The 21,788-nt window shown below is 44.2% G+C and carries 17 protein-coding genes; 9 read left to right on the top strand and 8 right to left on the bottom strand.

Translation table 11 applies throughout. The features are described from left to right. Nucleotides 1-90 precede the first annotated feature (90 nt). Nucleotides 91-2,553 (top strand): glycoside hydrolase family 31 protein, encoded by a 2,463-nt coding sequence (locus tag B9A91_RS04490; RefSeq protein ID WP_084237209.1) that lies wholly within the window; start codon nt 91-93, stop codon nt 2,551-2,553. Next, entirely contained in the window at nt 2,553-4,463 is a 1,911-nt protein-coding gene (glgB, locus tag B9A91_RS04485; protein ID WP_084237208.1) for a 1,4-alpha-glucan branching protein GlgB, read from the top strand. The genes B9A91_RS04490 and glgB overlap by 1 nt, the downstream gene beginning before the upstream one ends. Here the strand turns inward: glgB and B9A91_RS04480 are convergent. The 3 genes from B9A91_RS04480 to B9A91_RS04470 form a co-directional block, all read right to left on the bottom strand. Beyond that, nucleotides 4,441-7,161: a CHAT domain-containing protein gene (locus B9A91_RS04480; protein ID WP_084237207.1), complete on the bottom strand. Its 2,721-nt coding sequence runs from the start codon at nt 7,159-7,161 to the stop codon at nt 4,441-4,443. The two genes, glgB and B9A91_RS04480, sit on opposite strands and share 23 nt — an antisense overlap. After that, nucleotides 7,149-9,233: a PKD domain-containing protein gene (locus tag B9A91_RS04475; RefSeq protein ID WP_084237206.1), complete on the bottom strand. Its 2,085-nt coding sequence runs from the start codon at nt 9,231-9,233 to the stop codon at nt 7,149-7,151. Before B9A91_RS04475 ends, B9A91_RS04480 begins: the two co-directional genes overlap by 13 nt. 126 nt (nt 9,234-9,359) lie before the next feature. Continuing rightward, complete coding sequence (locus tag B9A91_RS04470) at nt 9,360-10,349, bottom strand: hypothetical protein (protein ID WP_084237205.1); 990 nt, start codon at nt 10,347-10,349, stop codon at nt 9,360-9,362. A gap of 174 nt (nt 10,350-10,523) precedes the next feature. Here B9A91_RS04470 and B9A91_RS04465 point away from each other — a divergent pair, with 174 nt between their 5' ends. The 7 genes from B9A91_RS04465 to B9A91_RS04435 all read left to right on the top strand — a co-directional run bounded on the left by B9A91_RS04465 (nt 10,524) and on the right by B9A91_RS04435 (nt 15,697). Then, entirely contained in the window at nt 10,524-11,096 is a 573-nt protein-coding gene (locus B9A91_RS04465; RefSeq protein ID WP_084237204.1) for an RNA polymerase sigma factor, read from the top strand. Beyond that, complete coding sequence (locus tag B9A91_RS04460; RefSeq protein WP_084237203.1) at nt 11,093-11,842, top strand: tetratricopeptide repeat protein; 750 nt, start codon at nt 11,093-11,095, stop codon at nt 11,840-11,842. Before B9A91_RS04465 ends, B9A91_RS04460 begins: the two co-directional genes overlap by 4 nt. A 161-nt stretch (nt 11,843-12,003) precedes the next feature. Continuing rightward, entirely contained in the window at nt 12,004-12,537 is a 534-nt protein-coding gene (locus B9A91_RS04455) for an RNA polymerase sigma factor (protein WP_084237202.1), read from the top strand. Continuing rightward, on the top strand, nt 12,534-13,730 hold the full coding sequence (locus tag B9A91_RS04450) for an outer membrane beta-barrel protein (RefSeq protein ID WP_084237201.1): 1,197 nt from the start codon (nt 12,534-12,536) through the stop codon (nt 13,728-13,730). The genes B9A91_RS04455 and B9A91_RS04450 overlap by 4 nt, the downstream gene beginning before the upstream one ends. After that, on the top strand, nt 13,705-14,265 hold the full coding sequence (locus B9A91_RS04445; protein ID WP_084237200.1) for a YceI family protein: 561 nt from the start codon (nt 13,705-13,707) through the stop codon (nt 14,263-14,265). Before B9A91_RS04450 ends, B9A91_RS04445 begins: the two co-directional genes overlap by 26 nt. Nucleotides 14,266-14,272: 7 nt before the next feature. Then, nucleotides 14,273-15,211 (top strand): DUF5777 family beta-barrel protein, encoded by a 939-nt coding sequence (locus B9A91_RS04440; RefSeq protein WP_084237199.1) that lies wholly within the window; start codon nt 14,273-14,275, stop codon nt 15,209-15,211. 18 nt (nt 15,212-15,229) lie between these two features. After that, nucleotides 15,230-15,697 (top strand): QcrA and Rieske domain-containing protein, encoded by a 468-nt coding sequence (locus tag B9A91_RS04435; protein ID WP_084237198.1) that lies wholly within the window; start codon nt 15,230-15,232, stop codon nt 15,695-15,697. A gap of 51 nt (nt 15,698-15,748) precedes the next feature. On the opposite strand, the gene dcp is transcribed toward B9A91_RS04435, so the two are convergent. The 5 genes from dcp to pfkA form a co-directional block, all read right to left on the bottom strand. Next, nucleotides 15,749-17,893: a peptidyl-dipeptidase Dcp gene (gene dcp, locus B9A91_RS04430; RefSeq protein ID WP_084237197.1), complete on the bottom strand. Its 2,145-nt coding sequence runs from the start codon at nt 17,891-17,893 to the stop codon at nt 15,749-15,751. 46 nt (nt 17,894-17,939) lie between these two features. Next, a complete protein-coding gene (locus tag B9A91_RS04425; RefSeq protein ID WP_084237196.1) occupies nt 17,940-18,740 on the bottom strand; it encodes a hypothetical protein in 801 nt (266 codons plus the stop codon). Nucleotides 18,741-18,868: 128 nt separating this feature from the next. Continuing rightward, on the bottom strand, nt 18,869-19,870 hold the full coding sequence (gene gap / locus B9A91_RS04420; RefSeq protein ID WP_084237195.1) for a type I glyceraldehyde-3-phosphate dehydrogenase: 1,002 nt from the start codon (nt 19,868-19,870) through the stop codon (nt 18,869-18,871). Between the two features lie 9 nt (nt 19,871-19,879). Continuing rightward, a complete protein-coding gene (locus tag B9A91_RS04415) occupies nt 19,880-20,722 on the bottom strand; it encodes a hypothetical protein (protein WP_084237194.1) in 843 nt (280 codons plus the stop codon). Further along, nucleotides 20,719-21,705 (bottom strand): 6-phosphofructokinase, encoded by a 987-nt coding sequence (gene pfkA, locus B9A91_RS04410; protein ID WP_084237193.1) that lies wholly within the window; start codon nt 21,703-21,705, stop codon nt 20,719-20,721. Before pfkA ends, B9A91_RS04415 begins: the two co-directional genes overlap by 4 nt. Nucleotides 21,706-21,788: the final 83 nt, after the last annotated feature.

Genomic DNA, 21,788 nt, shown 5'->3' with positions numbered 1-21,788 from the left:
AATCCTTTGGTTTTAAGAGAAATTTTAACACCTTAGTTGTACAAAGTACACGAAGTAAATGAGTTCGTGTTTTTACTTAAGGGGGTTTTCATGGAAGAATTAAACAAACAGAACAAAGAAACAAACGATATAAATACCGGGGAAGTGGTCGAAGAGATTGTCCAGCATTTGAATAATCCGGTTTCAGGGCCTAAGCCAATTGTTAAAAAATATTTGAGCACCGTAACGCAAATACATGCAGAAGGGAACAAATTTTACTTTTCTGATGGCGATGCGCGGGTAGAGGTCAGGGTAGTGAGTGATGAAATCATAAGGATAAGACTGGCACCTCATGGTGTTTTTCTGGATGATTTCTCCTATGCTGTGCCCGTGGTAGATCAAAAGGTAACTACCTTCAAAATGGAGGAACAGGAGTTGCAGTACCTGATATCTACCAATACCATTACCTGTAAGATCAGTAAAAACGATTTCCATATCTCATTTATTGAAAACCAGAGCCAGATGGTCATGAGCGAAGACGAATCGCCGATGCACTGGGAAGAGAATATAGAATTCGGAGGCTATTATGTATATGCCACCAAGAAATGCCTCTCGGAAGAGAACTTTTATGGACTGGGCGATAAATCCGGCAACATGAACCTTAGGGGCCGTCATTTCCAGAACTGGAACACTGATGCCTATTCTTTTGGCTGGGACCAGGATCCTTTATACCGCACGATTCCTTTTTACAGCGGGGTTCATCATGGGGCAGCTTATGGCATATTCTTCGACAATACCTTCCGTTCTTATTTTGATTTTGGGAAAGAAGACAATTCGAAAACCAGCTTCTGGGCGGATGGTGGCGAATTGCAATACTACTATATTCATGGACCGCATTTGATGGATGTGGTAAAAAGGTACCAGAGCCTTACCGGAACCCATCCCATGCCACCAAAATGGGCTTTGGGTTACCATCAGTGCAGGTGGAGCTATTATCCTGAAAAGAAGGTAAAGGAAATTGCCGACGGGTTCAGGTCCAGGAATATCCCTTGCGATGCCATTTACCTGGATATCGATTACATGGATGGTTACCGCTGTTTTACCTGGAATAAAAGCCATTTCCCTGACCCTAAAAGAATGATCAAGGAACTGGCCAACCAAGGCATTAAAACCGTAGTGATGATCGATCCGGGGATTAAAGTAGATGACAATTACTGGGTATTCAAAGAGGGTAAAGAAAACAATTATTTCTGCCGCAGAAGCGATGATTACTTTATGGAAGGCCATGTATGGCCGGGCAGGTGCCAGTTCCCCGATTTTACCAATCCTGCAGTAAGAGAATGGTGGGGCAAGCTGTATAAAGAACTGGTAGATATTGGTGTTGCAGGCGTATGGAATGACATGAATGAACCTGCCGTATTTGGATCGGGTACTTTCCCTAACGACGTGCGCCACAACTATGATGGGTACAGGGGTTCACACCGTAAGGCACACAACATCTATGGCATGCAGATGGTTCGCTCTACGTATGATGGGCTTAAAAAACTGATGCGCAATAAGCGTCCGTTTACCATTACCCGGGCAGGTTATTCGGGCATGCAACGTTATGGCTGTGTGTGGACAGGCGATAATGTGGCCACCTGGGAGCACCTGAAAATTGGCAATATCCAGTGTCAGCGCATGTCTATCTCGGGCGTGCCTTTTTGCGGAACGGATATAGGTGGATTTAGTGGTGAGCCAGATGGAGAACTGTTTACCCGCTGGATTCAGTTGGGCACGTTCTCGCCATTTATGCGCGCGCACTCCGCAGGCGATACTGCCGAGCGGGAACCCTGGAGTTTCGGAGAGCCTTATACCAGCATTAACCGTACCTATATTGAACTGAGATATCGCTTAATGCCTTACCTGTACTCGGTATTCTGGGAGCACCACCGTTACGGCTTCCCGATCCTAAGGCCATTGGTAATGCTGGAGCAGGAGAATGCGGGCAATGCTTACCGCCAGGATGAGTTTACTTTTGGCGATAAGATATTGGTATGTCCGGTACTGGAACAGGGTGCTGTATCGCGAATGGTTTATCTGCCTAAAGGCAAATGGTTCAACTTCTGGACACACGAAGTGCTTACCGGCGAAAGTGAACACAACATTCAGGCACCTTTAGACCATATGCCTTTATTTGTAAGGGCCGGCTCAGTTATTCCTGAATATCCGGTGATGCAATATGTTGGAGAAAAGAACATCGATGAAGTATTATTAAACGTATATTACAGCGAATATGAAGTAAATTCCTTCCTTTACGAAGACCATGGCGATACTTTTGCCTATGAACAGGATATTTATTCGGAGAAGAAGTTTAGTGTAAAAGGAACCAGTTACCAACTTACCATAGAACAAAGTGTTGAAGGATTGTATACACCAAATTACGAATGGTACAATTACAAGGTTATAGGCCTGCCTTTTAATGTAAATAAGATCACCGTTGATGATAGGGATGTGACAGATTATCAGTTAGAAAATAATTGTTTGCGTTTCAGATCAAATAAGAATTTTACCAGTATAAAAATATATAACTAATGGAAAAAGTGCTTGCTCATAGCTTATTCAGTGATTTTGATATTTCTTTATTTGTATCCGGCAAGCACTTTCGGCTATATGAAAAGTTTGGCGCCCACCTGATCAGTGTGGATGGGCTGACAGGCACTTACTTTTCTGTATGGGCACCAAATGCACAGGCTGTGCATCTTATTGCCGACTTTAACGATTGGAACAAAGTTTCACATCCTTTGAACCGCCGGCTGGATTCATCGGGCATATGGGAAGGTTTCATTCCTGGTGTGGGCAAGGGCGAGGTCTATAAGTTTTTGATAAAAGGTTTCGGAGGGGAAGAGTTAGAAAAGGGTGATCCTTATGCAAAAAGGTGGGAACATCCGCCAAAAACGGCTTCTATTGTATGGGATAACGATTTCAAATGGAAAGATAAAACCTGGATGAACAAGAGGGCCAAACTGAATGCCTTGAACAAGCCGATGTCGGTTTATGAAGTGCATTTAGGCTCCTGGCAGCGCGATCCGACTGAGCCAGACCGGGTGCTAACCTATATAGAAATAGCCAATAGCCTGGTACCTTATGTACTGGATATGGGCTTTACCCATGTAGAATTTATGCCGGTAATGGAATACCCCTATTTTCCATCCTGGGGTTATCAGATTACCGGGTATTTTGCGGCCAGTTCCAGGCATGGCACTCCGCAGGAACTCATGTACCTGATCAACGAGCTGCATAAAAACAATATAGCCGTAATTATGGATTGGGTACCTTCGCATTTCCCGGGAGATGCACATGGCCTTTACCATTTTGACGGTACACACCTATATGAGCACTCAGATATGCGCAAGGGTTTTCATCCAGATTGGAAATCCTATATATTCAATTACGACAGAAATGAAGTGCGCTCTTTTTTGATCAGCAACGCCATTTACTGGTTGGATAAATTCCATATAGACGGACTAAGGGTTGATGCGGTGGCCTCTATGCTTTATTTCGACTTTTCACGTCAGCCTGGCGAAGCTGCGACGAATGAATACGGGGGCAGCGAAAACCTGGGGGCTACCCAGTTCCTTAAAGAACTGAATGTTGCTGTTTACCGTGACTTTGAAGGCGTACATACCATTGCCGAGGAAAGTAGTACCTATCCGGGGGTTACGCGCCCAGTGCACAATGGCGGTTTGGGCTTTGGCATGAAATGGATGATGGGCTGGATGAACGATACCTTAAAGTATTTCAAGAATGATCCCATCAACAGAAGGTACCATCATTACCAGCTTACCTTTAGCATTACCTATGCTTTTAGCGAGAACTTTATGCTGCCCTTTTCGCATGACGAGGTTGTACATGGCAAATCGTCCATGATCTATAAAATGCCTGGAGATGAATGGCAGAAATTTGCCAACCTTAGGGTATTGTATGCCTATATGTTCACCCAACCTGGAACCAAACTGCTTTTTATGGGCAATGAATTTGCGCAAACCCATGAATGGGATTTCAAGAACTCGCTCGACTGGCACCTGCTGGAGCATGCACCACATAGAGGCATGCAAAAAACGGTGCGGGCAATTAATAAACTGTATACCTCCGAGCCGGCCTTATATGAACATAGTTTTTCTCCAGAAGGTTTCGAATGGATCAATGCAGATGATGCCAGACATTCCATCTATATTTATATCCGGAAAGGTAAAAAAGCAAAGGATACACTTATCGTGATCTTAAACCTTACGCCGGTGTACAGGGAAAATTACCGTGTAGGCCTGCCTTTCAAAGCAAAATGGAAAGAGATCTTCAATACCGACGCAAAAGAATTTTTTGGTAGCGGAAAGCACAATAAGCAGGCCTTGTTGCCTGAAAAAGAAGCTTGTCACAATAGGGATTATTCTATTGTGCTGAATGTTCCACCTCTGGCGGCTACTATACTGAAGCAGGAGAAATAGTTTTTCTTCTGATTTTGATGAGGTAGTAAATGCCGCATAGGGCAGTAATTACCAGTATGCTTAATTTTCCGTAATCTGCAAGTATATTTCCCGCGGGCCTCAGTTCTATTTTCCTATCGTAGCCCATGTAGATCAGGGCATCCCAGTAATAGGGCAGGTATTCCTGTGGCGCACGCTGGGGCTGATGCAGCCATTGCAGTTTTGCGTGCCGCAATGCTGTGCTTATTTTCTGTCCGGCCAACATATTGCTATAGCAGCTTGCGGTAATTTCTGAAGCTGCCCTGTCATTTACATTCCACAACCCTGCAATGGTACCACCTGTACCTAAAGCTGCAAAGCCCCTGCTCATGCTGATGATCCCTTCCCCGCTACTCATAGCACCATCTGCGGTCCGGCAGGCACTCAGTACAACCAGGTCGGGCGCAGTTTTCCTTGACGATAGCTCAAACAGGTATACTTCGTTATCATTAAAAGCTAGCGTAGGCTCTTTTTGTGCACCCGAGAGGTAAGAATGGGTACTGATATGCAATACATTGGTATTGTCGAATGCCTTAAAAAAGTCATTTACACCAGCCGCCTCATCGCTTCTGAATTTTCCCTTTACAATTTTTTCCATAGCCTTTGCTTCCCTGGCTACAGCGGGAATGAACTGCCTGCTTTTATACCGATGGCTGATAAATAGTCCTTCAAATTTTTTGCCCGGATTGATTTTTTTTGCCGCCTGGTTTAGCCAGGTCTGGATAGAGAAAGCATAGGTTATGGTGCAGGCGTTGATCAGAAAGGGCCATCTGGTAATTTCAGCTGTATATTTGCCACGGGTGATTAAGCCATCGAAGGAAAGGTAACCTGTAACCTCATCGGGGATAATGATGAGGTTTTTGTTTTCAGGAAAATTAAAGCCACCAAGCAGGGTGTTATAGAGCTGATGGGAAGCCAGGAAAAATGCTTTTGGCTGGTTCATCATCGCTGCTGGTCCGTTTTGGTAATACAATCTGACAAAACTGCTGATTTGTTTTTTTATGTTTTCTGCATGACGGATGCGTTTAACGTGTTTTACCCGTCGGTTTGCAATTTCTACAACATAAATGTACGCTGCCCCCATAAAAAATTCAACAAAATGAGCCCTGGATGGCAACTGTAGCAAATCGGTTGCAACCGGATTGTCGTTACTGATGGCAAATGAGGGGTACTGTTTCAGCATATTTTTTTCCAGGTCTTCCAGTTTAAATTTAAGCTCGGCGTTACGTTCTTCCAGCCTGGCTGTTGCCTCAGGGTTTTGCAGGATCTCCCTTTCGTTATAGGCCATGGCCTGCTCAAGCCTGGCCCTTTCCTGAAAGAGTGGGTCTTTGATACTCAGGCTTAGCTGTTGCTGGTTTTTACGGATATCGTCGAGCAGGATACGTGCTTTTGTTTGTTCGATGAGCTGAACAATTGCTTCTGCATATTGATGCCGTCCGGTTTTTTGGAGCAGGCCCAGGGCCATATCCATTGCTTTTTCGGCCATGAGCCTGGTCTGCTGCTGGAAACGCTGCTTGGTTTTTACATCTGCCAGTTCAAAACGGATCTTATCTGCCGAGAGCAGGGAAAAACGTATACTTTCCAAGGCTTCTTCTTCCATGCCCGCCATACCAAATGCAAGGGCACGCTGGTAAAATACGTCAATCAGGCGGTTGTCGCCAAATATTCTTTGCGGCCTTATTTTTCCTTCAGGGTCCCTTAAGCCAAATAAAGCGAGGGCATCATTAAACAAGTTCTGGGCGGGGCGGGCTTGTTTAAGGTCAAGGTTTATTTTTCCAAGCTGGATCAGGATATAAGCCTTTTCCCTCAAACGGTTGCCTTTATAATACTTGTTGTTAATGACAAGCGCCTGCTGGTAATAAGTTCTGGCTTTGGCATACAGCTGCTTTTTCAGCTGGATATCGCCTGCGGTAATGTAGCTGCTCAACAACCAATATGCAGATTCAAAATCAGGCTTCCTGTTTTTTTGGCGATTGATGTTTGCTGTGATTACCTTTTCGGCAAGATCAAGCTCATTTTTATCGCTATGGATGTCGGCCAGGGTGTTGCTGAGCAGGATGAGCCCGGCGGAAGATGGTTTGCTCTTTTTTGTACCCTGCGTGATACAGGCTTCGGCCTTCTGGAAATCACCCAATGAACGATAGGAGATTGCCATGTTGTTGTAAACAGCTATTGTTAATACATCATTATGTTCTTTCTTTGCAAAATCCAGCGTTTTCTGCTGTATAAAGAGCGCCTTCTCATAGTCGCCCAAACGGGTGTAATTGTTTGCCCAGGGTTTCAAAACATATTCTGCAATACCTTCTACATTCAGTTTATGCTTTGTATAGTAATTGTAGGCCTGTTCGTAACAATTGATGGACTGTAAGATATTTCCACTATACAGCTGGTTGTAGGCCTGATTGCTGAGCAGCATTAACCATGCTTCCTTTTCGGCCACCGACTTCGGACTGCGCCAGCTTTGTGCTTCCGACTCCATCAAAAAGGAAAGACTTTGCCCCGGGTTCTGATAGCTATAGTCTATTCTGGTATAGATCCACTCCGAAAGATTATCCAGTTTTTCCAGTGAATCGAGTGATTTTACTATACCAGGGGGTGCAGGCTTGTTTGTTTGGGCGATAATGGACCCTGAAAATGAAAGGCAGACAAGCAGAATCCAAAACCTGACTAAAATTTCCATGTTAAATAGGTAACCAGTCTGTTGTTTGACCCCTGGAAAGTATACAGGTACCTGAAGCCAATAGCCGGTCCAACATGTACCTTGCCCAGTTGCACATCGGCAAATAAAGTACTCTGGAAGTTATTGAATTGCCTGGAGATTTTGCTGAAAGACTGCTGGATACTGGCCTGTTCCAGTGTGCCGACGGCAGTTGGCAGTTCATATAAAGCAGTTTTTCCAGGGGTAGATTGTTCGTCAATGCTGAAAGAAACCAAAGTGCCAATGCCTGCACCGAAGTACTTGTTGAAATTGTACCTGATCTGTGCCGGGACAATATTGATCGTTATTACCTTGGTGCGTACAGTACTGTCCGCATATTTCAACCGGCCTTCCCGTTGTTTACCATCAATCACTACAGGTATCAGGCGGTCGTTTCCTTCCTTTCTTCCCACCAGATACTCCTTTTCGGCATAGGAGCTGCCATAGAGTTCTACCTGCCAGTAATACCGGTGCGGGGCAAAGGGGGCCAGGCTTACACCGAAGCTGATGTTTTTTTGTCCGGAAAAAGGTGTATTCCCATTTTTAAAAGGAAAACCATAACCGGCTATGATTCCTGGTGATAAGCCCATTTTGTACCGGCCTGTAGCCCTATTGGTATAGATAGGCTCATTCTTATCAAAAACTATAGCAGCACCGCTTTTAAACGGCAGCTTTTTTGGTTTCTCTTTAAAGCCAATCTTGTACTCTATAAAACCCATTGTAGAATCGGCATCATTCACGCCCTTTTGCTGCAGGCCGGGCAGGTAAATGTTTTTAAATATAAAATGTAAACTATCTGCACGGCTTATGGTATCCAGACAACTCTGGCCAGCATAGGCAGCATTGCACAAGCCTACCTTTGGCTTGGAATCTATAATCTCTACGGATCCTTTATTCAATACCTCCGCAATGGCCACACCTACATCAATCTTTTTGGCAGGGCCTTTACCTGTATTCTGAAACCTTACCTTATAGCTTAGCCTTTTGTTTTTTCCGGTGAAACGAAAGTTCATCCTGCTGTTCCTGAGCATCATTTTATTCGGGTCATGCGAAGCCACGATCTGAAGCTCTATGGTAAAGAATTCCGTTAGGGCCAAAGGGTTGTCGGGAATGAACATACCGGTAAGTTTTACCACGGCATTCGTGTCCTTTATCATTTCCGGCGTAGTCTTAAACTGCATGAACAGGAATTTCTCTTCCCCGGATTTCAGGTCCTCAAACCTCCAGCTTTCAGCTTTTCTGTAAGCAGCCATTTTTTCCTTGATCAGGGCAGTACCCTCCGGGTCAAAAATCACATCAGGTTCAGCAACTGCAGGACCTCTGAGCGCAGCGTAGTAGGGATTGGAATTGCCTACCTTTAAAGCAGCAAGGCTCCCATATTTATCCAGCGTTGTTTTTTTCTCGGCGTGGTACGCTCTTGTTTCTTCCAGTTCAAAATTGTCTTTGTTAAATTCTCTGTCATTATACAAAATGGCAACGGTTCCGGCAAGACTGGCCAGACCATTCTCAGGTTTGTTCCTGTAGCCAAATACCAGCATCATGTCATCACCGGGCTTGGGCATACAGTTGGTTTTGAGTTCAACAGCACCGCCTGACTTAAAGAAGTTTAAGTTTTCGGTTTTTTTTCCTGCGGCAAGAACAGGCCTGCTGCCGCCCGGTCTTATGGGTTTGGGTCTTGTTGGCGGGCGTTTGCCATCATCGTAGCTGTTGGTGGCAAACAAACGTACATCGTAAGACTTTATATCAGGATAGATATGCTGTGGTTCCTTTTCAAAAGAAAACTGCCCGTCGCCAAACTCCCAGAAATAAGTATAAAAAGGTTCAGGTGCTCCTGCGATCTGTCGCAAGGGGCGTAAAACAGAGCTGAACGATACCAGGCCATTTTCTATAGTATGGTTGATGATGGCGGGTACCGTATCGGCCGGTACAATTGCAGGTTCAACCAGTTTTGTTGCTGAAGGTTGTTTCAGCTGTCCGTAAAGAACGGTACATGTAAATACCAGCAGGAAAACAATTCCTGTAGCAGGCAAAGTCAGGTGTAGCGCTCTTTTCATATCTGCTAATAAAATTAACAATATATTTATAATCGGTATGTTTTTCCAATTAAAATACTTAAAAACGGAAAAAAGATAAAGCCCATGTTGAGGGCCTTATCTTCATTGTTTATGGATTTGGGATGCTTAATAATTATCCAGGCTGCTTATTGCAGCTTGTACAGCAGTTTCTGTTGATTCGGTAAGGTTTAAGCTCATGCTATGGTTTGCAGTGATGGTAATGTCCTGAGCGGCATAATAGTACCTTCCGTCTTTTATAGAGAAGGCGAACATACGGCCCTGTGCACCTACAGGCATACTATTGTCATAGCTTTTCACTTTATTGGCGCCATCGGGAGTGTACAACTGGGCTACCACATTAGCCCCTTTTGCGCAGAAGTATACAAAGGTTTCGCCTGCATAGGCATGGAAGCTGGCCATAGAACCAGGGTTGTTCAGCACCTCTACACGAACGGTGGTTTTAGGGCTGGCATTGCTGTAAAATGTATCGCAGTTTACCCATCCCAGGTTTCCGAAGTCGAAAGTAAATGCAGATTGTGCTGCACCCACTTCCTTCATGCCCACGCCGTTTGCATTTCTTGGAGCGGCCCAGGCCATCTGGTTATTGGCTGCAGCTACCAGGGGTTTTTCGGCCTGGTCTACACCCTGCCAAAGTTGGGTAAAACCATCTCTTTTAGCGGGTACGGCGATTTTGATAGGTACAGCCAGGTTCTGGTCTACGCTTACACCATTGGCTTTTACGTCAACGAATATAAATCCGTCAGAAACAAGCGGAGCACCTGAAATGTGATTCGTGTTTGCTCCTGTCAGGATTACCGCGCTTCTTTTCAGTACTTCATAAACTTCAACGGTTACATTTCCGGTAACAGGTACACCGGCTTTGGTCAGCGAGCCTGCAGGGAAGGTAATCTTTGTCCCATCTATAAAAGTAAGGGTTTGCGGCAGGCTGGAGGCATTGATTTCTTTAGCCTGTTTCTGCGCCCCAAACTTAGCTGTAAATTCTTTGGCGCTATTCACTGTACTTCCGTTATCGTCTCCGGAGTTCTGTCTCTTACATGCTACGCTGAGTGCGATTAAAACGACGAATAATACTGATGTTAAGTTAAATGTTTTCATGTTCTTTAGTTTTAAAATTGCTTACTCTGTTATGGCTTTTCAGCTTTCGCCCTTGGATGATTCGAATAGATATCAGCTGCAGTCAAAAATTGTTACCCCCTTGTTTCAATTTTTTTTATTGTGGAATAAAAAGATGTTTAAATTAGTGGCATATGCTTCCTTATAAAACCGCCAATGGCTAAAAACATACATGCAGATCAGCGCTTTATTACCGGTCTGGTAAATAACGATACCGCGGTGATCAACGAAATTTATAAACGCTGTGCGGGTAAGGTGAAATCCTGGATCACCTTTAACAATGGGACTGAAGATGATGCCGGCGATATATTTCAGGAAGCGCTGATGGATATTTATCGGCAGGCAAAATATAAATCGCTGGAACTGACCTGCCCTTTTGAGCCCTATATATTACTGATCTGTAAACGCAAGTGGTTAAATGAAATTAAAAAAAGATCAATTCTACCGGTAACAAATAACGAGGATGATTTATTACATATCGGAGAAGATACTTTTGCAAATGCAGATGAACTGGAAAAGCAGGAAGCACAGTCGAAACTATTTTTAAAGGCGTTTGAAAAATTAGGCGAGCGCTGTAAAGAAATCATTTCATGGAGCATGAAAGGTGAGGCCCAGGAAAAAGTGGCAGAAGCCCTTGGTGTTACTTATGGCTACCTGCGAAAAAAGAAGTCTGAATGCATGGCATCTCTGATAAAAATAGTTCAGTCAAATCAAACGGAAGAACAATGATGAACGAGGAAAAATTATTGACAGTTGCCCGCTACTTTGAAGGCGATATGGAATTTCAGGAAAAAAGTGCATTTGAGGCCTTGCTTCAAACGGATAGCGAATTACAGCAACTGCTGGCCGAATATAAAAATGTCCATCAAACACTGAAGATGAAAATTGCACCTTCGGAGGCAGATCAGCAGGTAGCGTCCACTTTATCGTTGCTTAACCAGGAGTATTTTAAGGGTATGGCCGAAAATAAAGCGACTGCAAAGGTCGTTTCCTTCAAACCTTATCTCAAATGGATCAGTATTGCTGCGGTGCTGCTGATCGGATTGCTGGTTTGGGCACCCTGGTCGGCCAGTCTGTATGAAAAATACAGTATCAGTCGGGAAATGTCGGTAGCCGAGCGGGGAGACGGGGCGGGAGATGGCTTGCAAAAGGCCTCAGCGCTTTATAATGCAGGGAATTTCTCCGCGGCCAATAAAATCCTGGAGAAAGCATATGCTGCTGCACCTGAAGATGCCATGCTGGCTTATTATTATGGGCTTACCCTTATGGAAACGGGAAAGGCAACAACAGCCAGAACTGTGCTAGGCAAACTATATGCAGGCGAATCGGTTTTCAAATATGACGCAGCTTATGGTATCGCATTGAGCTATGTGAAAGAGAAAGACCATCCGAAAGCATTGGAATGGCTGGAAAAAATTCCTGAAGCCAGTACAAATTACGGCAAGGCCCGCGAACTGATTCAACAACTTCAGTAGTTAATTTTTTTGCAGATTAGTCTGCTTTTACTCCGCATCCGGACCGTCTTTTACTATTAAAAAGCGAACCAGATGCGGATTTTTTATTAAATTCATATAGGCAGGCAACCTTCCCCCACTAATCTGCGTACCTGCAAGTATAGATGAATTAAAGAAAATACGTGGACGAGTTAAACATTCAGCAGTTAATAGCCGGTTGTAAGAAAAAAGACAGGAAATGTCAGAAAGGACTTTACCAGTTCTTTTACAGCTATGCCATGCGCATGTGCATCCGTTACGCAAAAGATAAAGACGAAGCCATAGAACTGGTAAACGATGGGTTCATGCGGGTATTTATCAATATTCATCGCTATGAGGAAGGGCGGCCTTTTAAGGCATGGTTAAGTACAATTATGATCAACACCTCCATTGATCATTACAGGAAGCAAATAAAGCGTATAGAAATGGAAGAGCTAAATGCAAGGCATGAGATGGAAGACAAAGAGAGTATCCTTTCGCATATCCATTATGAAGACCTGATCAGATTGGTTCAAAAGCTGTCTGTAGCTTACAGAACTGTTTTTAACCTGTTTGCAATTGATGGCTACACGCATGAGGAGATTTCGGAAATGCTCTCCATTTCGGTAGGTACATCTAAATCCAATTTATTTAAAGCCAGGGAGCAGCTGAAAAAGATGCTAAAAAATACAGCATGAAAAAAGAATTGAACGATAGTGAATTTGATGCTGCCTTTAGGAAAAAGGTATTTGATGCGGATCTCCAGTTTGAAGAAGCGGCATGGAATAAGATGGAACAAAAGCTGCGGCGTAGGGACCGGGTAGTGTTTTTTAGAAAAGCCGGTGCTATTTGTCTGTTGCTTTTAATTGGTTTTGCTGGGTACCTGGTGATGAATTCCAATCCTGCTAAAGATGGGGGAGGTAAAATGGTAAGCAGCGGGCCAGCCAGAACAGGCGCAGTTGCAGTGCCTGAAGCTGGTATTAAAGCTATTGAAGGTACCTCAGCTGAACAGTCTGAATTGCTTCCGGTATTGACTTATACAAAAAGAAGCGGAGGTAGAACCAATCGCCTGCAGGCTAATGTTTTGCTTGGGAAAGCCTCTGTTGATAGTGCCCGTAGGGATAGTCTGGTTCAGCCAGGAGCTCAGCAGCTACTGGTACAGCAGGAACCGGTTAAACCACACAGCGATTTAAATCAGGCAGATGCTGAGGTCACCGCCTCAGCAGGGACTGGTGTTTTACCAGCAGCAGTAGCTTCGGTGGCTAAAAAAACGAAAACTTCGCGAAACAGGACATTGCCCATGAGCCTATCGCTAAGTATAGGACCGGAATTTAATTCAGCAGCGGCATTGATTGGTGGGAAAAAGGGTTTTAGTGCAGGCCTGGGTTTCAGTTTGGGCGTAGCCAGGCGGATTACCCTGCAAACAGGTGTAAAATACAGCAGGAAAGATTATGCCGCAGATAATTATGCTTATCAATTCAGAAACCCCAGAATAAAAGACCTGGTTACCAAAGTAGATGCCTCCTGTGCCGTATTGGAGGTCCCTTTGCAGGCCTCTTATACTTTCTGGGATGATGCGGGCAAAAGCATAGATGTTAATGTTGGGGTATCCAGCTATTTTATGCTCAAAGAGGATTATACCTACCGGTATACCGAGGGTTCGGGTATCGGTGACCGTTACCAGGAATACAACAACAGGAACCAGCATTATTTTGGGGTAGCCGACCTTTCTGCAACTTATTACATAAAGCTTAAAAAAGAAAAGCTGCAGCTGGGCCTTGAACCTTATGTTAAGCTACCGCTGACAGGTGTTGGAGAAGGTAAGGTAAATCTAAAATCGAGCGGACTTTCATTAAAACTGCGTTATGACCTGGGTAAAAAAAATAATTAGGCCGCTGTTGGGCTTAGCATGTATGCTGCTGCAGTTCGATGCAACTGCGCAGAATTACATGGGGAAAAGCATAAAACTGTCCATTTTTTCTTCTACTCCGGTGGAAGACATCAGGGCCGTAAGTTTAAAGGGGAGTGCAGTACTGCTTGCCAAAACCAGGGAGTTAGTGGCCCAGGTGCCCATTAAAAGCCTTGAGTTCGACCGGAAACTGATGCAGGAGCATTTTAATGAGAACTATATGGAGAGCGATAAATACCCGCTGGCGAGATTTAAAGGAACAATAGATCAGGAGGTGGATTTTACCAAAGAGGGCGAATACAATGTAACGGTTAATGGTACGCTTTCGGTACACGGGGTGGATAAGCAGCGAAGTATAACAGGAAAAATAATAGTGAAGGATGGAATATTACAGATTCAGACCACATTTAAGGTGGCCTGTGCCGACCATAAGATAAAAATCCCGACACTCATCATTACCAAGGTTGCAGAAGTGATAGAAGTGAAAGTTGATGGTAAGCTTAACCAGATAAAATAATCTCGACATGAAAAAAATCAGCTTGTTTCTTATCCCCTTTTTATTTGTGCTGACAATAACCAAAGCCCAGAAAGCGGATTCTTTATTAAATGCATTGGATAGTGGCAGTATGGGGACTAAAGTGGATGCGGTGTTTAAATCTACCCGCGTAGTGCTGTCACATTCTACCGAAACCCAGAAGAAACATGACCTGGATCTGCGGATCCGGCATCACTTCGGAGATATCGGAGGTAAATTCGGTAATGCCCATACTTTGTATGGGCTTGACGTTGCGTCAGATCTTTTTATAGGTCTGGATTATGGTGTGACCGATGATTTTACTGTTGCCGTGGGGCGAAGTAAACAAGATGAACTTTTTAATTTCTCTGGGAAATACAAATTACTTAAGCAAAGAACCGACAACATCATGCCGGTGAACTTAACCTTAATGGCACAAATGGGCTGGATAGCCAGGGAGCCTTTTTCTGAGTCTGAATTTTCAAGTTATGCAGACCGGTTCTCTTATTTTCTGCAGGCCATCATCTCCAGAAAAATATCGTCAAGGTTGTCGCTGCAGGCGATGCCAGGTTTACTGATGCGGAAAAATGTTGCAGATAGCAGGGATCCTGAGCAGCTTTTCTCGCTTGGCTTTGCGGGCAGAATGAAACTGACCAAAAGGCTGTCTTTTGTTGCCGATTATACCCTGGTCAATGGACTATCGAGGCCAAAAGACCTTGCACAGGCTTATTACAATCCACTTGGTGTAGGCCTGGAAATAGAAACCGGCGGGCATATCTTTTCTTTAAATTTCATGAACTCCGAATACATTGTAGAGAACAACTTTATTCCTGGTACCAAAAAATCGTGGGAGGACGGTGGTGTGCGTTTTGGCTTTACCATTTCCAGAAACTTTACACTCTTTAAATCAAAAAATAAAGACCCGGATAAAACATCTAAAATTTACTAAAACTAAAATCTAAAAATTATGGAACGTGAAGAATTCATCAAGTCCTTAGGACTTGGCCTGGCATTGATATGCACCGGATCTTGTATGTCCGGATGCGGAGGAAAAGGTGATACAGGTACTCCTGATCCCGGACCTAATCCTCCTGGAGGGGGGGGAGGCGGTGGCAATACCGCTTCAGTTAATCTTTCTACACAGCTGATGGCCATAGGCGATCAGGCTACAGCAAATGGTGTACTGTTTTTTAGGATAGCTGCAGGTAATATGCCTGCTTCCTTTGTGGCTACAGAATCTATTTGCCCGCATCAGGGAGGGAGTCTGGTGTGGAAACAGGCTCAGAGCAGGATCCAGTGCCAGACCCATTTTTCTGAGTACGGTTCAAATGGTGGCGTTTTGCAGCAACCTCAAAATACAACCGGAACTACCCGTACCCTTAAAATCTATAGCACGGCGGTAAGCGGAACCACCTTAACTGCAACTATAGCCTAAATGAAGCTAAACCAACAGCGCCGGGTTTTGGCCCGGCGCTTTGTATAGGTTTTATTTTTGCGGCAAACCGCGGTATTTTTGCATGGCCCTGATATTTGGATCGTGTCCGCGGAAATCGCGGAACATTTTGCCATAGTCCTCTGTATTGCCTTTGGACAGGATCATGTCGCGGAAACGCTGGCCATTGGCCCTTGTGAGCCCGCCATTTTCTTCAAACCAGGAAAAAGCATCGTGGTCCAGCATCTCTGTCCACAGGTAAGCATAATAGCCTGCTGCATAACCATTTCCCCAAATGTGCAGGAAATAGCTGGAACGGTATCTTGGAGGTACATAGCTTAAGCTTAGCCCAGTTTTTTTTAATGCCGCTGTTTCAAACTGATCTGCATCCTGTAAGGCGGCATCTGCGGGGAGTTTATGCCATTGCATATCTAATGCCGCTGCAGCCAGCACTTCTGTTAGGGCGTATCCCTGATTAAAATCTGCTGCTTTTTTGATCTTGTCGACCAGCGCCTTTGGCATAGCTTGTCCGGTAGTGTGGTGCACAGCGTAGTTTTTAAAGACCATAGGGTCTACAGCCCAATGTTCATTAAACTGCGATGGGAATTCTACAAAATCGCGTGCAACATTGGTACCCGACAAACTCGGGTATTGCTGGTTTGCAAAAAAGCCATGAAGGGCATGTCCAAACTCATGGAACATGGTGGTCACATCATCAAAGCTAATTAATGCAGGCTGACCGCTGGCTGGCTTCGTGAAATTGCAGACATTAAAAATAACGGGTTTTGTGCCCAGTAATTTGGATTGCCCAACCATATTGTCCATCCAGGCCCCGCCATTTTTATTGTCGCGCTTAAAGTAATCGCAATAAAACAGGCCTATGGTGCTGTTGTCTTTGTCAAACAATTCAAAAACCTTAACGTCTTTATGGTATACAGGGAGGTCTGTACGCTCTTTAAAAGTAATGCCATAAAGCTGGGTAGCGGCGTAAAACACACCATTCTTCAGCACGTTGTACAACTCAAAATAAGGCTTGATCTCATTTTCGTTGAGGTCATATTTGACTTTCCGCACTTGTTCAGCGTAAAAGTTCCAGTCGTAAGGCTCCAGTTTAAAGCCTCCCTTTTGCCGGTCTATCAAATTTTGTATTTCAGCTGCTTCCGATTTTGCCCTCGCCGTTGCCGATGGCACCAATTTGGCAAAGAATGCATCAACAGCAACAGGGCTTTTGGCCATCTGGTCCTGTAGTTTCCAGGTTGCATAGTCGGGGAAGCCCATGAGCTTTGCTTTTTCGGCCCGTATTTTAGCAATCTGGACAATCGTTTTGCGGGTATCGTTGGCATCTCCCTTTTCGGCCCTGTTCCAGGAGGCTTCAAATAATTTCTGGCGGGTTGCGCGTACGGTTAAAGTCTGCAGCAGAGGTTGCTGCGTGGTATTTTGAAGTGGAAGCTGCCACTTTCCATCCAGCTTTGCGGTTTTGGCTGCCTGGGCAGCTGCACTTAGTTCACCTTCAGATAAACCAGCGAGGTCAGTCTGTTTGTCGGCCACCAGCGCTCCCGCTTTTGCCGCGGCAATCAGCTGGTTCGAAAATTTGGCACTTAATGAAGCTTCTTCTTCATTCAATTTTTTGAGTTCCGTTTTAGCCGTTTCAGAAAGTTTTGCTCCGGCAAGTACAAATTTCTGGTATTGGTACTCAATTAACCTTTTCGATTCCGCATCCAGTTTTAGCTGTTCCCGGCTATTGTAGATGGATTCAATGCGTTTGAATAATTTTTCGTTCAGGTAGATTGCATCCTGATGGGCTGCCTGTTTCGGTGCTATTTTTTCCTGTATCTTTTGCAGATCGTCATTGGTGTTTGCACCGGTTAGCAGTCCGAATACCTGGTTTACACGGGCCAGCATCCGTCCGCTTTTCTCCATAGCCAGCAGTGTGTTTTCAAAGCTGGGCGATTCCGGATTGTCTGCAATTTTGCTGATCTCTTCCAGGTGCTGTTTCATCCCTTCTTCAATAGCAGGGGCAAAATCACCGTCCTTTATCTGGTCAAAATCAGCAACCTGGTACGGAAGTGTGCTCTCTTTAAGAAAAGGGTTGGAAGGGGAAATACCTGTATTGTCTGCTGCCTGTTTTTTATTCCCGTTTTCACAGGAAGAAAAAATAGCCAGTAAAGCCACGAGGGGTAACTTTAACGATTTTTTCATGAGAATAATAGTTTTTGTTAACCCTAATGTACAAAAAATGCAGGGATTAGCTGAATTCCCTGATGTCTACAATCCTGTTGCTATCGCTGAACTTTAAATAGGTAATGCCTTTTTTGTTTTTCTCCCAGGTGAAATTCTCTCTGATCCAGTCAGATACAGCAGCGGCCGACTGCGGTGCTGGCTTTGATAGTTTTTCCGTAAAGGATTCATCACTAGGATAATGTACCTGGTAAAGTGAATTTGGTGAAAGAAATATCAGGGTCGATTTATCTGGTGAATTCAGAATGAATTCACCCTGTATCCTTTCGTCGGCATTCTGTCTTTTAATTAAATAAGCTTGAGCATTAACATTGGTAATGAAAAAATCGTTGTTCACCAGGTAGCCTGCTCTTCCAACTTTACTTAAGCCTGGTGCAGCTTCCTGTTTTGCCGCCGAAGGCCTGTCAAGGCTCACAACGTCTAGTTTACCACCTTTCAAAGCAAGCAGATAAAACTGTGAGTTTAAGCCCGTACTGTCGGATGCTTGCACAAGAAGTGCTGTTTTTTGGGTGTTTACGAACTGAGCGAAGGCAAACTTATCAGTTGATGCTGAATCAGCTTTGCTCTTCTGAATGCTGACAACAGTATCCCTGAATTTTACGCGAAATGCTTCCTCTCCGCTGGTTTCCTTGTCATTTCCGCTATTGTAATTGTAAATGGTAAAAACACTGTCTGCAGCCGGCTGCGATTCGTTGAATTTTTCAGTAGCTGTTAATACTCTGGGCGTATAGGTTACACCATTTTCCTGGTTTTTCTGGCAGCTCAATAAAATAAGGGACAAACTGAGTGCGTACAATAAGTTTTTCATTAGGTTATAGGAAGGTTGTTATACTTCCATGCAAAATTAAACTTTGCGAACAAATATCCAAAAAGAAAAGGACGCTCCATCCGGAAGCGTCCTTGTTCTAACCAAATATAAACCTGTATGAACGGGTTTTACTTTAAATTTCCGTAGTATTCAACGAATTTAGCTAATGCAGAAGAATAGCCCCATTCGTTATCATACCATGAAACTACTTTTACGAAGTTATCATTCAGTGAAATACCTGCTTTTGCGTCAAAGATAGAAGCGTGGTCATCTCCAATGAAATCGGAAGAAACTACTTCATCTTCAGTGTAAGCAAGCACACCTTTAAGCTCACCTTCCGATGCAGCTTTCATTGCCGCTTTGATCTGCTCATAGGTAGCTGGCTTCTCTAAACGGGCAGTTAAATCTACTACCGAAACGTCAGCTACAGGAACGCGGAATGACATACCTGTTAATTTTCCTTTCAGTTCGGGCAATACCATACCAACGGCTTTTGCCGCACCTGTTGAAGAAGGGATGATGTTTGAGAAACCACCGCGTCCGCCTCTCCAGTCTTTGGCAGAAGGGCCATCAACTGTTTTCTGGGTTGCTGTTACGGCGTGAATAGTACTCATCAGACCCTCAACAATACCGAAGTTATCGTTTAAAACCTTTGCGATTGGTGCAAGGCAGTTTGTAGTACAAGACGCATTTGAAACAATAGTCTGGTCTGGAGTTAATTTATGGTGATTTACGCCCATTACATAAGTAGGGATATCGGCATCCTTTGCAGGAGCAGAGAATACTACTCTTTTTGCGCCGGCGGCGATGTGTTTTTCAGCATCAGCGCGGGTCAGGAACAAACCGGTTGATTCGATAACGGTCTCAACACCTACTTCATTCCATTTTAAATTTGCGGGATCTTTTTCAGCAGTAATGCGGATGGTTTTTCCGTTTACCACCAGGTGACCGTTTTCTACTGCGATGGTGCCGTCAAAACGACCATGTGTTGAGTCGTATTTTAACATATAAGCCATGTAATCCGGCTCTACAAGGTCATTAATAGCAACAATGTCCAATCCTCTTTTTAAAGCAGCTCTGAAAACCAGTCTGCCGATACGGCCAAAGCCGTTAATTCCAATTTTGCTCATCTTAAATTATTAATTTGAATAGTAGTTTAGTAAATTATATATAGGTTCCTTGGTTATCGATGTAATCTCCAGTCCATGTTTTTTTGCAGCGGTCCGCAGTTGCTCCTGAAAGTTCCCGGCAACCAGGCCTACAAAGTGTATTTCTTTGCCCGGGTGAAGTTTTACCGTGGGCAGCATATAGGTCTGAAAATAGCGCTCAAATGCCTGGTCAATGATTCCCAGGATGTATTTATGTTCCCTGTTTTCTAGAAAAAAATCGAAGAAAGAACTTAAGAACTGCTGGGCCATGGGCTTTTTGTAAATCCTTTCCAGGATCTGGGGCCTGTCGAGGTTATATTTCAATTCAAACTCCTTCTGCAGGTCTGCAGGAAGCTTCTCCTGTAAAAAGCGTTTTAAAATCGTCTTGCCCAGGTAATTTGCAGAACCCTCGTCCCCAAAAACATAGCCCAGGCCATAATTGTTCTTTTCTGGTTTTTTACCATCAAAATAGGCGCAGTTGGCCCCGCTTCCCAAAATGCCCACAATGCCACTGTGGTTAAAGCAGGCCGATATAGCGGCACCATAAAGATCGTCTTTAACTGTTATCTTGCTGTACCTGAAAAACATGCCCAGTGTTTTGGCCAGTTCATCCCTTCGTTCGTCTGAAGAAGCCCCGGCAGCAAAAACATAGATCTTTTTAAGGCTTTCGGCATGGTTAACCAAGACTGATTTTTTGTTCAGGAACTGGAGTATGGATTTCTGATCGTTAAAGCAGGGGTTTATTCCAGGCATGCTGCATTCGGCAATGGTCTTCCCGTCGCGGGCAATCTTCCAGAAGGCTGTTTTCGATCCGCTGTACACTACTGCTATCATATCGATAAAACTTTAGTCATTTCCAATAAATCACTTTCCAGTTTAAAGCTGTGCGTTGTCAGCGCATCTTTCAGACTGGTGGTTTGCACATCGTTGCCCCTCAGGCCAACCATTTGCATGGTATTTCCCTTTAGCAGTTCATTTACAGCGGCAAAGCCCAGCCTGCTTCCCAGTATCCTGTCGAAACTGCTGGGACTGCCCCCACGCTGAAGGTGCCCTAAGATAGTGACTTTGGTATCATAATGGTTAAATCTTTCCTTAACTTTTTTTGCAACATCATATGCGCCTCCGTCTTTATGTCCCTCAGACACAATTACAATGCTTGAAGTTTTTTTGGTTGATGCCCCTGTTTCCAGCTGAGCGATGAGCTCATTTAAGCTGGTGTCTTTTTCCGGCAGAAGCACAGCTTCGGCGCCACTTGAAATTGCACTTCTCAAAGCAATGCAGCCCGAGTCACGGCCCATTACTTCAATGAAAAACAAACGGTCGTGTGAATCCGCAGTGTCGCGTATCTTATCTATGGCCTCAACCACGGTGTTTATGGCAGTGTCATAGCCCAGGGTGAAGTCAGATCCATAAAGGTCATTGTCGATGGTTCCGGGTACACCCATCACGCGGATGCCGAATTTCTCTCCGAAACGTTTGGCCCCGGTGAAAGTGCCGTCACCTCCAATAACCACCAATGCGTCTATGTCGTGTTTTTTCAGGTTGTCATAAGCAAGCTGCATACCCTCATCGGTTTTAAATTCAAGGCAGCGGGCTGTTTTCAGTATAGTACCACCCAGATGAATGATGTTGCTTACGGATCTTGCATCCATAGGATTAATATTGTTACTGATTAATCCCTGATATCCTTGCAAAACTCCAAACATATTTATACCATTGTATATTCCGGTTCGGACTACAGCTCTGATACAGGCGTTCATTCCGGGAGCATCTCCACCAGAGGTTAATACGGCGATATTTTTGATATTTGGTTTCATGATTTATATTTACGAATATAGCGTGTATTTTTTACACTAAGTAATTTATTTTTTATTTTCCTAGGTTAAGAGGAAACAAGTAT

The sequence above is a fragment of the Pedobacter africanus genome (assembly GCF_900176535.1).
GTDB classification, from domain to species: Bacteria; Bacteroidota; Bacteroidia; order Sphingobacteriales; family Sphingobacteriaceae; genus Pedobacter; species Pedobacter africanus.
The sequence above is the reverse complement of the archived record's forward strand: the minus strand, read 5'-3'. Positions and strand labels throughout refer to the sequence as shown.